Raw genomic sequence first — 15,439 nt, 5'->3', positions numbered from 1 at the left:
AAAAAAAAGGATAGGTGTTAAATATGAAAATTATTGATGTATTATGTTCAACAGGAAGAACAGGATTTTATTTTGACGATCAAAGAGCTATAAAAGCTGGAGCAGGTCATGATGGTTTTACATATGTAGGAGAACCAGTAACAGAAGGATTTACATCCATTAGACAAGCGGGAGAATCAATATCAGTAATGATTATACTTGAAGATGGGGAGGTTGCTTATGGAGATTGTGCAGCAGTACAATATTCTGGAGCTGGCGGACGTGATCCATTATTCCTAGCAAAAGACTTTATTCCAATCATAGAAAAAGAAATAGCACCAAAATTAATAGGTAGAGAATTAAACAGCTTTAAAGAAATGGCAGAAGAGTTTGACCACATGCTAGTTAATGGTAAAAGACTTCATACAGCAATAAGATACGGAGTGACTCAAGCTATTCTAGATGCTGTAGCAAAAGCTAAAAAAGTAACTATGGCAGAAATCGTTCGTGATGAATATAAAACTGGAGTAGATATTAAGAGAATTGCTATCTTTACACAATCAGGTGATGATAGATACAATAGCTCAGATAAAATGATAATTAAAGGTGCAGACGTAATGCCTCACGCATTAATAAACAATGTAGAAGAGAAATTAGGACTTAAGGGTGAGAAATTACTTGCTTATGTTCAATGGTTAAGTGCTAGAGTATTAAAACTCCGAACTGATAAAAACTATAACCCAATATTCCACATAGATGTATATGGAACAATCGGAGTTGCTTTTGACAATGATATAAAAGCTCAGGCAGATTATATAGCAACTCTTGAAGAAGCTGCGAAACCATTCAAGTTAAGAATCGAAGGGCCAATGGATGTTGAGCACAGAGAAAGACAAGTTGAGGCACTAGCTGCATTAACTGCTGAACTCGATAATAGAAAAATCAATGTTGAATTAGTTGCAGACGAATGGTGTAACACATATGAAGACGTAGTATTGTTTGCAGATAAGAAAGCAGGCCATATGCTTCAAATAAAAACACCAGACTTAGGTGGAGTTAACAACATAATTGAATCAATACTATACTGCAAGAAAATGGGCCGTGGAGCATACTGTGGTGGAACATGTAATGAAACTAACAGATCAGCAGAAGTTTGCACAAACATAGCTATTGCTTGTGGAGCAGATCAATGCCTTGCTAAACCAGGTATGGGCGTAGATGAAGGATACATGATAGTTAATAATGAAATGAATAGAGTTGTAGCTCTAGTTAATAGAAAAAAATAATTGAATATAAATTTGGGAAAGTTACTTAGGTAGGCGGTTTATATAAACTGCCTTTTCCCATATTGAAATATTTACTTAAAAAGGAGCCGAGCGATGAAAGAAATAAATGTAGCTGAAATAACAAAAACTATAAAAAAATTATGTATAGATGCTAATTACTACCTTTCTGATGATATGAGAGATCAATTAAAAAAGGCTAAAGAAAAGGAAACTTGGGATATAGCAAAAGGTATTTTAGATAAGATTATAATAAATGCAGATATAGCTAAAAATGAAAAAATGCCAATGTGTCAAGATACAGGTATGACTTGTGTATTCATAGAGCTAGGCCAAGAGGTTCATATAATAGGTGGCGGACTTTATGATGCTATCAACAAAGGTGTAGCGCAGGGTTATGAAGAGGGATTTTTAAGAAAATCAGTAGTTAGTGATCCAATTAAAAGAGTAAATACAAAAGATAACACTCCAGCAGTTATATATTATGATATAGTGCCAGGAGATAAATTAAAAATAACTGTAGCTCCAAAGGGTTTTGGGTCAGAAAACATGAGTCAAATTAAAATGCTCAAACCTTCAGATGGACTTCAGGGAGTTAAGGAATTTATCATAAAAGTAGTAAAAGAAGCTGGTCCTAATCCATGTCCACCTATAGTGGTGGGAATAGGTATAGGCGGAACTTTTGACAAGGCAGCAAATCTTGCTAAAAAAGCAGCAGTTAGACCTACTGACCAAGCAAATTCAAATCCATACTATGAAGATCTTGAAAAAGAGCTTAAAGAGGAAATAAATAAGCTAGGTATAGGACCTCAAGGTTTTGGGGGAAGAACTACTGCTTTAGCTGTTAATATTGAAACTTATCCAACCCACATAGCAGGTCTACCAGTGGCAGTAAATATAAACTGTCATGCTGCAAGACATGCTAGTGCAGAATTTTAAGGATAAGGGAGGAGAATATTATGGAGAAAAGAATAACTACGCCACTTACAGAAGATAAAATTAAAGATTTAAAAGTAGGAGATAGTGTACTGCTATCTGGTGTAATATATACAGCTAGAGATGCAGCTCATAAAAGACTAGTAGATCTTATAGATAAGGGAGAAAAACTCCCAATAGATGTTAAAGATGCAGTTATATATTATGTAGGACCAACTCCTGCAAAACCTGGAAATGCATTAGGATCAGCAGGTCCAACTACTAGTTATAGAATGGATGCTTATGCACCACAACTTTTAGATAAAGGTTTAAAAGGAATGATAGGTAAAGGACTTAGATCACAAGAAGTTGTAGATTCCATGATTAAAAATGGTGCTGTATATTTTGCAGCTATTGGTGGTACGGGAGCTTTAATAGGCAAATGTGTAAAAAAGGCAGAAATAGTAACTTATGAGGATTTAGGCTCTGAAGCTATAAGAAGACTTGAAGTAGAGGATTTACCTATAGTCGTAGTAATCGATAGTCTAGGTAATAATCTGTATGAACAAGGTCAAAATGCTTATTTAGAAAGTGTAAAATAAATATAACTTAAAGTAAAGCGAGAGGTGATACCATGGAAATAAACAAACCAGCCAAAGCAGGAACAATGGAATCTAACGATATATATGTAATGATTATGCCTAGCCCTAAGGGTGGTATTGAAATTAATCTTCAAAGTATTGTTATGAAACAGTTTGGTGAAGAAATAGAAAAAGTAATACGTAATACTCTTAAGGAATTAGGAGTAGAGAGTATTATAGTAAATGCTCAAGATAAAGGTGCATTAAATTATACAATAAAAGCTAGAATAGAAACTGCTACAAAAAGAGCGGAGTAAGAGGTGATTAATATGAAAAGGTTGAGAAGAACTATGCTTTTTATGCCGGGTAATAATCCAGGAATGCTTCAGAATGCAGGTATATTAGGTGCAGACTCAATTATATTAGATTTAGAGGATGCTGTAAGTCTAACAGAAAAAGACAGTGCTAGAATTTTGGTAAGTGAAGCAATAAAAAATGTAGATTATGGAAATGTAGAAGTAGTAGTAAGGGTAAATCCATTTACTACGGAATTTGCAAAAAAAGATATTGATGTAATAGCAAGGGTTAAACCAGATACACTAATGATACCAAAAGCTACAGAAGAAGAACTTATAGCTATAGACAAAATACTTACAAAGATTGAAAGTGAAGAAGGCTTTGATGCAAAAAGTATAAAATTAATTCCTTTAGTAGAAACAGCCTATGGTCTTGAAAATGTTTATAGCATAATAAAATCTTGTGACAGAATAGTAGCGATTTTACTTGGAGGAGAAGATTTAACTTCAGATTTGGGTATTGTGAGAACTAAACCAGGGGAAGAAATTTTCTATGCAAGAAATAAAGTGGCTGTTGCATGCAGGGCAATGAAGGTGGATTCTATAGATACTCCATTTACAGATACCAATGATTTTGATGGATTAGCCATAGACACTAGAAAAGCTAAAAGTTTAGGATTTACAGGAAAAGCTGCAATAAGTCCAAAACATATTGATACTATTCATTCTGTATATGCTCCAAGTTTAAAGGAAATAAAACATGCCCAAAGAGTACTCGAGACTATGGAAGAAGCAGAAAGTGAAGGAAAAGGAGTATTTTCTCTAGATGGTAAAATGGTAGATGCTCCAGTTATAAATAGAGCTAAAAACACAGTAGAACTAGCAAGGATTTTAGGTCTTATCTAAAAACTTATTAGAAGCTACTTTTGTGTATTAGTTAATTGAGGTGATAATAATGAAAAATGTATTAGGTAGAGAAATACCTGAATATATAGAAGGTTACGGAAAAGTAATTCCTTTTGAAGGGGCATTTAAACATGCTGGTATTAAGGTGAAAAAAGAAATTAAATTAAACTGCGTAACTCCAAATGACAAAAAAGTTTTAAGCAATATAGAAGAAGTTTTAGACAAGGTAGAGTTAAAAGATGGCATGACAATTTCATTTCATCATCATTTAAGAAATGGCGATCATGTACTTAATTTAGTAGTTGCTGCAATTGCTAGCAGAGGAATAAAAAATCTTACACTGGCTGCAAGTTCACTATTCCCAAACAATGTGCCTTTAATTGAGCACATAAAAAATGGTGTAATTACTAAAATAGTGACTAACTATATGTCTGGGCCAATAGCTCAAGAAATTTCTAGAGGTATATTAAAAACTCCAGTAATAATGCATACCCATGGTGGACGTGCTAGAGCAATAGAAAGTGGAGAGCTGCATATAGATGTAGCATTCATTGCAGCACCCACAGTAGATACTTATGGAAACGTTAATGGATTATATGGAAAATCAGCATGTGGTGCTCTAGGTTATGCAGTAGCAGATGCTGAGTGTGCAGACAAGGTAGTAGCAATAACGGATAATTTAGTACCATATCCAGCTTGCCCTATTGAAATCAGCCAGATATATGTAGATTATGTTGTACAGGTAGATTCTATTGGTGATCCAGCTGGAATAGTATCAGGGACTACAAAAATTACTAACGACCCAGTGGGACTTAAAATAGCTAAAATGGCTAACCAGGTTATGGTGGCCACCGGTCTTGTTAAGAACGAAATGTCATTTCAAACAGGTGCAGGCGGAACTTCACTAGCTGTAGCTGCGCAGCTTAAAAAATACATGAAAGAAAATGAAATAGTTGGAAGCTTTGCATCAGGTGGAATAACTGGATATCTTGTAGATATGTTTAAAGAAGGATTGTTTAAATCATTATTTGATGTACAGTGTTTTGATTTACAAGCAATTCAGTCTTATGTAAGTTCACATAAGCATCAGAGAATGTCTGCTTCTATGTACGGAAACCCAGATAACAAAGGCGCGGTTGTAAACAATCTAGACATAGTTATCTTAGGTGCTACAGAAATAGACACAAACTTTAATGTTAATGTAACCACTGGTTCAGATGGTGCTATTATGGGTGGCTCTGGAGGCCATAGTGACACAGCAGCAGGAGCGAGACTTACAATAATTGTTACGCAATTAATGAAGGCAAGACTTCCAATTATAGTTGACAGTGTAACTACAGTAACAACTCCAGGTGAAAGTATTGATGTTATTGTAACAGAAAGAGGAATAGCAGTTAATCCGAGAAGGACAGATATAATTGAAAAATTAAAGAAAACTAATCTTCCTATAATGACGATTGAAGAACTTAAAGCAATAGCTGAAAAAATGACAGGTAAACCAAAAGCTATTGAATTATCTGATGAAATAGTTGCAGTTATAGAATATAGAGATGGATCAGTAATTGATGTGGTTAGAAAACCTCTATAATACATAAAATAAAGCTGGAATTAATAATTTCCAGCTTTATTTTATTTCATATTATTATTTTCTAGTAAAACTAAATATATTGCCTTTTTATACATAATAAACATATAATATATTTAAATATAGTCTTGGTATTAGCTTTAATAAGGAGGAAATTCTATGTGTGGAATTGTAGTCCAGAAAATCAATCTATTGGACAAAGATGCAGTAAAAGAAGTAAGAGATTTTTTACAAACCTTTCAATTATTACTTGATGACAATGTTGATTATACTATAGTTGTAAGGCAAAATGAAGAGATTAAAGCAACCTGCTCTAAGGCGAAAAATGTGTTTAAATGTTTTGCGGTCTCAGAGGATTTAAGAGGAACTGGTGTAGCAGCGATTCTTATGGGAGCAGTATCAGATAGGTTATTTGAGGAAGGGATTTATCATAGTTTTATATTTACTAAGGTAGCAAATATAGATATATTCACCTCGCTTGGGTACGAATTAATCTATAAAATAGAAAATGTAGCTCTCCTTGAAAGTGGAATATATGACATAGTAAAATATCTAGAACAATTAAAAGAGAAATACAATATAGATACAGTTACTAAGAAGTCAGCGATAGTTATGAATTGCAATCCCTTTACTTTAGGGCACAAGTATTTAATAGAAGAGGCTGCATCGCAAAGTGAAGAGGTACTGGTATTTATAGTTGAAGAAAATAAATCTTCATTCCCCTTTATTGATAGATATAATATGGTTAAAGAAGGTGTTTCTCATTTGCATAATGTTAAGGTGATTAATGGCGGAGAATACATCATTTCCGAGGCTACCTTTCCAACATATTTTCTAAGAAAAAAAGATGAAATACTAAAGGCCTATACTACCTTAGATGCATCGATTTTTGGGAAATATTTTTGTAAGACTCTAAATATAACTAAAAGATATATTGGAGAAGAACCATATTGTCAGGTTACAAATGCTTATAATGATGCACTTAAAGATATTCTACCTACCTTTGGAGTAGAAGTTGTAGAAGTAAAAAGAAAAGCTTTTATGGATGATATTATTAGTGCTTCAAAGGTGAGAAAATTAATTGTGGAAGGGAAAATATCGGATATTCAGCAGCTTGTTCCTAATTCAACCTGGGAATTTTTAAATACTGTGATAGGAAAGGAGATAATGGGGCGGATTAAAGTTAGTGATTCCCCGCATTAATATGATATGTATACAGCAGAAGATATATTGATGGAAAGAGAAAGAAGAGTTGAGTTTCAAGAAAAACTATCAGAAAAATACAAAATGTCAATACTGGTTATAAGGGTGAACTATCCTGGAATAAATAAAGACAACGATATTTCACAAGGAATAACTGTCATTATAGAGCAAATACTTAGTGAATTATTTTCTTATTCTATTAATTATAAAATAATGACTACTACTGCGGAAGGCCCTATTGTGATTATGGCGATAGACAAAACAGCAAGAGATATAAAATCAATTACACTTGATATAGAGGATAAACATATTTTAGGAAGATGTGTGGATATAGATGTATATGATGAAAATGGCAGGGGTATTAGTAGAGAAGATTTTGGACTCGGCATGAGAAAATGCTTTATTTGCGATGACATAGCCCATATTTGTGTAAGAAGTAAAAAACATAGCTTAGATGAAGTTGAAGAATTTATCAAAAATAGATATTTAAAATATATGGAGAAATTTTATGGAAAATAAGTATTTAATATCCAAAGAAGCTTTTATTATAGCAGCCTATGCAATTGAAGCAATGCTATGCGAAGTGGCTTCATATCCATCGCCTGGTCTAGTGTCATCTATATCCAAGGGAGCTCATGCAGATATGGACCATTACTTATTTATTAAAAGCACATCTATCTTAAGTAAGTACATGGTGTTATTTGCGCAGAAAGGATACTCAAATAGAACTCCCAAAGAAATATTTGTGGCTATCAGAAATATAGGAATAGAAGCCGAGAGTGAAATGTTTAAGGGTACCAAAGGTGTCAACACTCATAAAGGTATGATTTTTCTTTTAGGGATAAGTTGTGCAGCTGTCGCAAAAGCAATGTATGATAAAGTTAATTTTAGTGAAATTAAAAATATAATAAAGCAAATGACTAAAGGGCTTGTTCAGAATGAACTATGCTATATGGATAAAGATAAAGCCAAAAGCTATGGCGAAAAATTGTTTGTAAAATACAATGTACAGGGGATAAGAGGTCAAGTAGAAAGCGGCATACCACTTGTATTTGATTATGCTCTCTCGGTATATAAAGAAAATAAAACTTTAACATTAAATGATAGGTTAATACATACTCTTATATGCATCATGCAGCATTGCGAGGATTCTAATGTACTTCACAGGCATTCAATGGATATGCTAAAACAAGTACAGAAAAAGGCAAAACATATAATAACACTTGGTGGAATGTCCACGGAGGTAGGAAAAGTAGCAATAGAAGAATTGGATCATGAATTTATAAAAGGAAACATAAGCCCAGGGGGATCTGCAGACATATTAGCCGTAACTGTATTCTTTAATTCTGTAGAGGGGTATTTCAACGACAATGCAGAATCTCACAGGATGGGTTAATACTTTATAAACAAGTGTGCATTATTTTTGTGGATAAACTAGTTTTAAAATTCAGATTGTGGATAACCTCATTAAAAATAAATTAAATATAATACAATATTTTATACAAGCATATCCAGCCATTTCCTAATGCTGGTTATGCTTGTTCTATATGGAATACTAGTATATATATATTTAACATCATCAATAGCAAGTCTTATGCAAGCATGGGATAGGGGAGTTCCCAGTCTACCATCTTGAATATATTCATTATTATCAACATCATAATATGAAATACCCCTTTAACTAAGAAATTTTAATTTCTTAGTTAAAGTTGTTTAGAAAACACTATATTACGTAAATTTCAATCCTTAAGATCTAGTAATTGGGAGATGCGTTAAGAAATATGCATGTTTGAGCGCTAGCGAGTTTGCATATTTTAGCATCTTTCATTAAAATTTGTTTAGAATTCCTCAGCGCAGCGAACAGAAGTTGTAGTAATATATACTTCCCACTTGTCACTTTTATTTGTTTGAAACGTATATAAAGTAGAAAGAAAATCCATCCTAAGGGGGGAATGAGAGTGCAGGAAGATTTAAATTTAATTGAAAACATATTAGACGGAAATGTTGATAGCTTTAATATATTAGTTAATAAATATGAACTTACAGTTTTAAGGTTTATTTACAACATGATAAAGGATAAAGAAGCCTCAGAGGATATAACTCAAGAAGTGTTTATTACGGTCTATAATAAACTTTATCTTTATGATAAAACTCATAAATTTTCAAATTGGTTACTGCAAATTTCTAAAAATAAATGTATTGATTATATAAGAAAGTATAAAAGGGTGTACGAATCAAACATAGAGGATATACCAAATATTACATCAAAAGAAATGTCGCCAGAACAGGTAGCGGAATTCAAAGAAACAAAAGAAAATATAGAATCTTATTTAAATTGTTTAAATGAAGTAGACAGGCAAATACTATCTATAAGATATTCGCAAGACATGACATTTTATGATTTGTCACAAATTTTAGAAATGACAGAATCAAATGTTAAACGCAGATACTATAGGAGTAGAGAAAATTTTAAAACTTTTATATCTCAAAACGAAAAGGGGTGTAAATAATGAGTTGTAATATGTTTAAAGACAGATTAGAGGATTATGTACTAGGAAACACTTCTAATGATTTAAAAATTGCATTAGAAAAACACATGGAGGGATGCGAAAGCTGTAGAAGGCTATATGAGGAAGAAGTTAAAATTGATACAGATTTTAGGATGATTTTATCAATAGATGGGATAGATTTTAACAAATCAAGGGCTAGTATAATTAAGTCTATAGATAAAAATAGATATAGCAAAAGGACTTCTAATAAAATATTATACAATTTTAGAAGATATAAGAATAAATATTTATCTTATGCAGTGGCTGTTATAGCTATGATAGTATTCATTCCAATTATGCTTAAGGGTTTTCCTGGAGTAAGCTATAAGGGTGAAACCTCCCCCAAAAGCACAGATATGGAAAAACCAAGCAAGAAAGAACTTACTGAAAGCAATGAGAGTAGTGCCAAAAAAAGTTTAGCAATGGATAAAGCCGATGAGGGAAATGTAGCAGCAAAGAGTGTACCACTACAGAATGTAACATTGCAATTTAAAAAAAGCATAATCGCAAAACTGCCATCATTTAATTATGATCTTAAGTGGAAAAACTCAACAGAGGGGAAAAGTTCTGCTGCTATAGATATAAGACCAGTAAAGGACGTAGATTTCGGTATACATTTACTATACATTAAAAATATAAAGACCAATGAGATAGTAAAATATGAAGTTATAAATAATGATAGGCAATTTACACCACGAAGTGTAGAATGGTGGGACAATGAGCATTTAATAATAGTAGCTGGTTTGGGATATGGCACTGTAGCCTATGGATCAGAAATTTATAGTTTAAATGCTAGTACTGGTGAGATTTCTACCTTATATCAGGAAAAAGATAAAAAACAACAAATACTGGAGTTTGAAAAGGTGGGAGAAGATTTAATATTCCAATTGATATTCTATAATGATGATACCAATAATGCCTTTCATAAAGGCATTGGCAAGATGACTGTATCACAATTAGAAAAACCAGCAGAAATGCAAATTATAAGTGAAGATAAAAAATAAGGTTATGCAGTAATAAGTATGCAATTTATTCTTTTTTGTGTTTTTCAAACTTAAAGATGGGAGGGAAAGTATATATTACTTAAGAAGCATTCGAATTTTACATCACTGAATTAGCTTATTCATTAGGTCATTTTCACTTGAAATTATATAAATCAACTTTTCTGTTTCGTTAAAAGACAATTTATAATCATGAAGGTGAAAGTATGTAGGAATGTGGAAGATAGTATATAATGAGTTTTATAGAGTCTTAGTTTATGTAATGAAAAATTTCCGTAAGCAGCCCAGGACGGGATGCTACAACTTCTAAGACAGGATGTCCAATAAGTGCGTTAGGAAATTTTTCATGGAATAAACTTAGAGTCTGTTAACGAATGCTCTACTATCAGAACATCCTACATGCCGAACCTTCATGGGATATTTAGAATTAGTCAGCAAAGTGAGATGCATCTGTAGTAATATATACTTTTCTAGTGGTATAATTAGAATACTCATAAATATAGGAAACTAAAGGTGAAACTATGGATAAATCAGGAAAGACTTATGTAAAGGCTATGAATAAATATAATGATGGATATATAGACAAAGCATTAGCTCTTTGTGAAAAAAGTATTTCTTTAAATATTACAAATGCTGCTGCTTTAAACTTAAAGGGGATTTTATATTATTTAAAAGGCGATTTAGAAAATGCAAAAAAAATGTGGAACATAAATTATAAAAGAAATAATGATAAGATATCAAAAAAATATATTAAGGATAGCATACGTGATAAGGAAAAGCTACAGTTGTATGTTAGCTCCTTAGAATTAATAAAGTCTTTTAATATATCTGGCGCTCTAGAAATTTTAGAGCAGTGTGAAGATAGCGACTTTAATTTTATAAATGTAAATAACCTTATTAGCCTTTGTTATATAAAACAAGGAGAATATGATAAAGCACTACCTCATATAGTGAAAGTTTTAAAAACCGATAAAAAGAATACAGCAGCTATTATGAATAAAAAAACATTAATAGAATATGGCAACTTAAAGCGGGAAATAAACTATAAGAAAACATTTATAGTAGCTGCTGGGATATTTGTAGCTATATCATTGATATTAATAAGTAAGACATATATGTATAAATTAAAAAATATTTCAACAACGGGTATCAAAAAAGTAGAAAAAAATACTGAATTAGTGGAGCAAAGTACGAATATGAGCACAGAGAAACCCGTAGAAAAAAAACCCGCAGAAAATAAAGCTATAGAAAATAAAACCACGGATTTACCTAAATTCCCCAAGGAGCAATTAACAGAAAGCATAAAGAATAATAACATGGAGCAAATAGTTGGATATTTGAATCAATGGAATAAGGTTGATTTGGATATGAATGATAAACTACTTATGGTAAAAGGTGAAGAAATTATTAAAAATAATGGAATAGTATATTTTTATGAAAAAGGTATAAAGTATATGGAAGATAAAAATTTTATGGAGGCAGAAAAATATTTTTTATATGCATTGCCTTATTCTAAAGATAATTATCTTAGTGAACATATCATCTATATGTTAGCCGTAAGTTATAAATCTAGTTCTGATTTTGAAAAAGCTATTAAATATTACGAAAATTGTTTAAAACAATTTCCTAAGGGAAGCTATACGGAGGAAGCTTTATATAACTTAATCCTGATAAATAAAGATGTGGATAAAAACAAAGCGGTGGGATATGCAGAAAAATTAGTAGATCAATTTCCAAACTCACAATACTATAACACTATAGTTAAAAATATATTAAAATAGTCAAAGGCATTTTTGTATTTTTGTTTGGGTATACTAATATTATTATGTAAGATGATGAAACGGGGAATTCTTACTTTCAAAGATCTAAAAAAAACCAAGTTTTAACAAATATTAGATTAAAATATTATTGACTAGTCGCATAATAAGGTATACAATAATAATATAGAATATACCCTTACGGGGTATAAAACTGGAGGTAATAATATGATTAAAGAAATTAATGATAAAAATTTTGGTGAGGAGATTACGAATTCCGATAGCATAGTTGTAGTTGATTTTTGGGCACCTTGGTGTGGACCTTGTAAAATGCTAAGTCCAGTAATCGAAGAATTAGCAAAGGAAATGGGAAAAGAAGTTAAATTTGCAAAAGTAAATGTAGATGAAAATCCATTGATATCATCAAAATATAGAATTGCAAGTATTCCAACAGTTATGGTATTTAGTAAAGATACAGTAAAAGAAACTATGGTGGGATTTAGACCTAAAGCGGACATAAAAAAAATAATTCAAAGAAATTTATAAGATTAGCAGAAGTATTTTGGAGATATATTATTTAAATTTTTATAATTTAAATAAATATCTCCATTTTACCTATTACAGGATAAAATGGAGGAGAATAATGGGAGAAAGATATGATATAGCTATAATTGGAACGGGTCCAGCTGGACTTGAAGCAGCTATTAATGCAAAAATTAGAAATAAAAATATAATAATTTTCGGAAGTTTGGATTTAAGCCCAAAATTAGTAAAAGCACCTAAGATAAATAATTTTTTAGGATTTTATAACGTTACAGGGAAAGATCTTAAAAATCAGTTTGCAGCTCATATTTCAGCTATGGGAATAGGTATAGTAAGAGAGAGAATAAATAATGTTTATGCTATGGGAGATTATTTTGCACTGATGGTGAATGAGAAAATATACGAGGCTAAAGCTATAATTTTAGCTACAGGCATAGAATATGCAAAACCATTAAAAGGAGAAGAAGAATTTTTAGGGAAGGGTGTAGGCTACTGCGCTACATGTGATGCTCCATTATATAAAGGCAAAATAGTTGTTATAGTTGGGTACAATAAAGAAAGTGAAGAAGAAGCTAATTACGTAAGCGAGTTAAGTAGCAAAACATATTATATTCCAATGTATAAGGGGGAATATAAATTAAATCCTAATGTAGAGATAATAAGCCGTAAACCAATGGAAATAGTCGGTGATGATAGGGTAACTAAAATTATTTTAGCTCAAGGCGAAATAATCACAGACGGAATTTTTATGCTAAGGGATAGTTTATCGCCAAGTCAATTAGTACCAGGTCTTCAAATAGAAGAAGGCCATATAAAAGTAGATAGGAATATGATGACAAATATAGAGGGATGTTACGCTGCAGGGGACTGTACTGGAAAGCCATATCAATATATGAAGGCTGCCGGTGAGGGCCAGGTAGCTTCATTAAGTGCAGTTACCTATTTAGATAAGGCAAATGAGAAGAAATAAAAACAGGTAGCTAATTTTAGTTAGCTACCTAGAATGTAGTGTATTTTCACACTACATTTTTTTTCATTTAACTACGAAAAAAACGTGATTTCCTATAGTTTTTATATTGGATTTTTTTACATCCTTCATCCACTTAGAAGTGGATATTTCAGGATTGTAAAAGAAAACAGCCCTGCCAGTAGGATCTTTACCTTTTAATGCATTTAATACAGCAGTGTAACTAGCGGAATCTGGAACAATATCCGTTTTGCCATTGTGAATTACCTTCCCTCTTCTAACACAAGAAAATGCATTCTTTTGATTAATAACACCGGAAATAGATTTTGGAAAGGATCCATCTCTAGCGCGATTTAGTATAACGGATGCTACTGCAAGTTTGCCGCTGTCAGATTCACCACAACTCTCAGCATATACAACCTGAGACATTAAATAAATGTCTTGATCAGTAACATAAATAGAGTCATTGGTCTTATTAAACACTGCAATTGCTGTTATTTTCTCATTATATAAATCTTCAACCTCTGAATCTGAACCTAGTGAATATAGAGATTCTCCATTTACGCATAAGCTGGGTAATACTAAAAACAACGTTAGAATACAACTTAAAAAGCTTAGTTTTTTCATTTTCATATTATCTTCTCCCTTTGCCTACGGAGTTAGCTGACGGGTTCGGAAAAGGTTTAACCTACACAAATAGTGATTCACCCCAAATGCTTGGTTCCTCCGCGTTTTTTTTATTTTTACTTAGGCTTGTAATAGTATTTCCTAGAGTGAAAAAATAATACACTATTTTTTCAATTGAGTAAAGACTTTAACAAATCCATTATAGGAATTCTGTAGTTCACCAAATTTTACATTAGAAGAATCATATAAAGCATCTAATACTGATGGAGAGACTACTGCACTTAGGGTTTGTATTTTTTCGCTTATTAAAGCAAGTTTAAAGTCCCTTAAATAATTTTCATACATATATAATAATGGTCTGAAGGCTTGATAAGTAGGAAGAGTAGAAGCTGGTATAGACAAATTTTTAAAATCAGTTTGTAACATACTTAACTTTGCAAAATTATTATCTACCAATAACAAAAGTTCATCATAAGACATACTTTTTTTTCTTACCTTAAGGACATATGAGGAGTAATTGATTTTAATATCTAAGAAGTTCTTGGATAAATCATCAATTTTACTGATGAACTCTTTATTTTGCTGCGATTTAATATCGTCTTCTTTTTTCATCATTAATGATTTATAACTGTAATTAAGAACGTTATCTATGAATGATAAAGTGGTTGGGGGTAAGTCTATTCTAATATTCTTAATATTTAATAAGGAGTAAAAATTCATACAATCATTTCTATAAGTTTTAAGGTTAGCACTAAGCTCAGCTACATCAGGCCCAGAAGGATTATTTAAAATTGCTAGTGCTTGCCTATATATCAATATGTTATTATCTAAGCCTGATTTTAGATTTTCATGGTCCACTCTATATTTTGAAGTAGGTTGTGAATTTGATAAATCATATCTCAATGTAGATAAATTTTTTATGATATTAGGTAATTGGTCTTTGGCATATTTAATATCTATGGTTTGGAGACTATTAAATTGTGCTATATTTTTATTGACTTCATTAATGCCGTTAATATCAGTTACTAAGGTGGTTTCATAGGAGTCATATACCTTATATATTGATGAATAGTAGCTAGCTAAAAAAATGCCTATAGAGGCAATTATAATCGATAGAAAAAGTATAATTTTAAATGTTGTTTTTTCACTTTTAGTATTTACAATATTTTTATCTTCACTCAAAATATTCACTCCCTTATTATTTGTCTTATACTATTATGTGCTTATATTCTTATATTATCATAATA

The 15,439-nt window shown here is 31.6% G+C and carries 16 protein-coding genes and 1 riboswitch; of the genes, 14 read left to right on the top strand and 2 right to left on the bottom strand.

From position 1 onward, the window contains the following. The first annotated feature begins 23 nt into the window (after window positions 1–23). The 14 genes from KPL51_RS03115 (at window position 24) to KPL51_RS03050 (ending at window position 13,568) form a co-directional block, all read left to right on the top strand. Entirely contained in the window at window positions 24–1,265 is a 1,242-nt protein-coding gene (locus tag KPL51_RS03115; protein ID WP_216157201.1) for a methylaspartate ammonia-lyase, read from the top strand. Between the two features lie 93 nt (window positions 1,266–1,358). Next, window positions 1,359–2,201 (top strand): fumarate hydratase, encoded by an 843-nt coding sequence (locus KPL51_RS03110; protein ID WP_216157198.1) that lies wholly within the window; start codon window positions 1,359–1,361, stop codon window positions 2,199–2,201. A 20-nt stretch (window positions 2,202–2,221) separates the two neighbouring features. Beyond that, window positions 2,222–2,779: a Fe-S-containing hydro-lyase gene (locus tag KPL51_RS03105; RefSeq protein ID WP_216157195.1), complete on the top strand. Its 558-nt coding sequence runs from the start codon at window positions 2,222–2,224 to the stop codon at window positions 2,777–2,779. Between the two features lie 32 nt (window positions 2,780–2,811). Beyond that, a complete protein-coding gene (gene citD, locus KPL51_RS03100) occupies window positions 2,812–3,075 on the top strand; it encodes a citrate lyase acyl carrier protein (protein ID WP_216157192.1) in 264 nt (87 codons plus the stop codon). A gap of 12 nt (window positions 3,076–3,087) precedes the next feature. Beyond that, the gene (locus KPL51_RS03095; protein WP_216157188.1) at window positions 3,088–3,960 is read left to right on the top strand and encodes an HpcH/HpaI aldolase/citrate lyase family protein; all 873 of its coding nucleotides are present in this window, start codon (window positions 3,088–3,090) and stop codon (window positions 3,958–3,960) included. 49 nt (window positions 3,961–4,009) lie between these two features. Next, window positions 4,010–5,548 (top strand): citrate lyase subunit alpha, encoded by a 1,539-nt coding sequence (citF, locus tag KPL51_RS03090; RefSeq protein ID WP_216157185.1) that lies wholly within the window; start codon window positions 4,010–4,012, stop codon window positions 5,546–5,548. A gap of 156 nt (window positions 5,549–5,704) precedes the next feature. Then, window positions 5,705–6,748: a [citrate (pro-3S)-lyase] ligase gene (citC, locus tag KPL51_RS03085; RefSeq protein WP_216157182.1), complete on the top strand. Its 1,044-nt coding sequence runs from the start codon at window positions 5,705–5,707 to the stop codon at window positions 6,746–6,748. A gap of 6 nt (window positions 6,749–6,754) precedes the next feature. Continuing rightward, the gene (gene citX / locus KPL51_RS03080) at window positions 6,755–7,267 is read left to right on the top strand and encodes a citrate lyase holo-[acyl-carrier protein] synthase (protein WP_224853628.1); all 513 of its coding nucleotides are present in this window, start codon (window positions 6,755–6,757) and stop codon (window positions 7,265–7,267) included. Further along, window positions 7,257–8,144: a triphosphoribosyl-dephospho-CoA synthase CitG gene (gene citG / locus KPL51_RS03075; RefSeq protein WP_216157176.1), complete on the top strand. Its 888-nt coding sequence runs from the start codon at window positions 7,257–7,259 to the stop codon at window positions 8,142–8,144. Before citX ends, citG begins: the two co-directional genes overlap by 11 nt. Before the next feature lie 562 nt (window positions 8,145–8,706). Then, window positions 8,707–9,258: an RNA polymerase sigma factor gene (locus tag KPL51_RS03070; protein WP_216157173.1), complete on the top strand. Its 552-nt coding sequence runs from the start codon at window positions 8,707–8,709 to the stop codon at window positions 9,256–9,258. Further along, window positions 9,258–10,301: a DUF4652 domain-containing protein gene (locus tag KPL51_RS03065; RefSeq protein ID WP_216157423.1), complete on the top strand. Its 1,044-nt coding sequence runs from the start codon at window positions 9,258–9,260 to the stop codon at window positions 10,299–10,301. The genes KPL51_RS03070 and KPL51_RS03065 overlap by 1 nt, the downstream gene beginning before the upstream one ends. Before the next feature lie 518 nt (window positions 10,302–10,819). Then, a complete protein-coding gene (locus tag KPL51_RS03060) occupies window positions 10,820–12,079 on the top strand; it encodes a tetratricopeptide repeat protein (protein WP_216157171.1) in 1,260 nt (419 codons plus the stop codon). 204 nt (window positions 12,080–12,283) lie between these two features. Continuing rightward, window positions 12,284–12,601 carry a thioredoxin gene (gene trxA / locus KPL51_RS03055; protein ID WP_216157168.1) on the top strand — a complete coding sequence of 106 codons (318 nt, stop codon included), beginning with the start codon at window positions 12,284–12,286 and terminating at the stop codon, window positions 12,599–12,601. 97 nt (window positions 12,602–12,698) lie between these two features. Next, window positions 12,699–13,568 (top strand): NAD(P)/FAD-dependent oxidoreductase, encoded by an 870-nt coding sequence (locus tag KPL51_RS03050; RefSeq protein WP_216157165.1) that lies wholly within the window; start codon window positions 12,699–12,701, stop codon window positions 13,566–13,568. A gap of 63 nt (window positions 13,569–13,631) precedes the next feature. Here KPL51_RS03050 and KPL51_RS03045 read toward each other — a convergent pair whose 3' ends face one another. Both KPL51_RS03045 and KPL51_RS03040 read right to left on the bottom strand, forming a co-directional pair. Then, window positions 13,632–14,192 carry a cell wall hydrolase gene (locus tag KPL51_RS03045; protein ID WP_216157420.1) on the bottom strand — a complete coding sequence of 187 codons (561 nt, stop codon included), beginning with the start codon at window positions 14,190–14,192 and terminating at the stop codon, window positions 13,632–13,634. A 7-nt stretch (window positions 14,193–14,199) separates the two neighbouring features. Further along, a riboswitch (cyclic di-AMP (ydaO/yuaA leader) is annotated at window positions 14,200–14,329 on the bottom strand. Window positions 14,330–14,354: 25 nt separating this feature from the next. Then, entirely contained in the window at window positions 14,355–15,374 is a 1,020-nt protein-coding gene (locus tag KPL51_RS03040) for a hypothetical protein (protein WP_216157162.1), read from the bottom strand. Window positions 15,375–15,439 lie beyond the last annotated feature (65 nt).

Origin of the sequence: Clostridium bowmanii (assembly GCF_018861315.1) — a bacterium.
GTDB lineage: Bacteria > Bacillota > Clostridia > Clostridiales > Clostridiaceae > Clostridium_AD > Clostridium_AD bowmanii.
Note: the sequence above shows the minus strand (reverse complement) of the source record. Positions and strands in the feature narration are given on the sequence as shown.

Bases quoted from the DNA above. Each gene is read 5' to 3' on its own strand.
- KPL51_RS03115 (WP_216157201.1), top strand. From the start codon at position 24: ATGAAAATTATTGATGTATTATGTTCAACAGGAAGAACAGGATTTTAT.
- KPL51_RS03110 (WP_216157198.1), top strand. From the start codon at position 1,359: ATGAAAGAAATAAATGTAGCTGAAATAACAAAAACTATAAAAAAATTA.
- KPL51_RS03105 (WP_216157195.1), top strand. From the start codon at position 2,222: ATGGAGAAAAGAATAACTACGCCACTTACAGAAGATAAAATTAAAGAT.
- citD (WP_216157192.1), top strand. From the start codon at position 2,812: ATGGAAATAAACAAACCAGCCAAAGCAGGAACAATGGAATCTAACGAT.
- KPL51_RS03095 (WP_216157188.1), top strand. From the start codon at position 3,088: ATGAAAAGGTTGAGAAGAACTATGCTTTTTATGCCGGGTAATAATCCA.
- citF (WP_216157185.1), top strand. From the start codon at position 4,010: ATGAAAAATGTATTAGGTAGAGAAATACCTGAATATATAGAAGGTTAC.
- citC (WP_216157182.1), top strand. From the start codon at position 5,705: ATGTGTGGAATTGTAGTCCAGAAAATCAATCTATTGGACAAAGATGCA.
- citX (WP_224853628.1), top strand. From the start codon at position 6,755: ATGTATACAGCAGAAGATATATTGATGGAAAGAGAAAGAAGAGTTGAG.
- citG (WP_216157176.1), top strand. From the start codon at position 7,257: ATGGAAAATAAGTATTTAATATCCAAAGAAGCTTTTATTATAGCAGCC.
- KPL51_RS03065 (WP_216157423.1), top strand. From the start codon at position 9,258: ATGAGTTGTAATATGTTTAAAGACAGATTAGAGGATTATGTACTAGGA.
- KPL51_RS03060 (WP_216157171.1), top strand. From the start codon at position 10,820: ATGGATAAATCAGGAAAGACTTATGTAAAGGCTATGAATAAATATAAT.
- trxA (WP_216157168.1), top strand. From the start codon at position 12,284: ATGATTAAAGAAATTAATGATAAAAATTTTGGTGAGGAGATTACGAAT.
- KPL51_RS03050 (WP_216157165.1), top strand. From the start codon at position 12,699: ATGGGAGAAAGATATGATATAGCTATAATTGGAACGGGTCCAGCTGGA.
- KPL51_RS03045 (WP_216157420.1), bottom strand. From the start codon at position 14,192: ATGAAAAAACTAAGCTTTTTAAGTTGTATTCTAACGTTGTTTTTAGTA.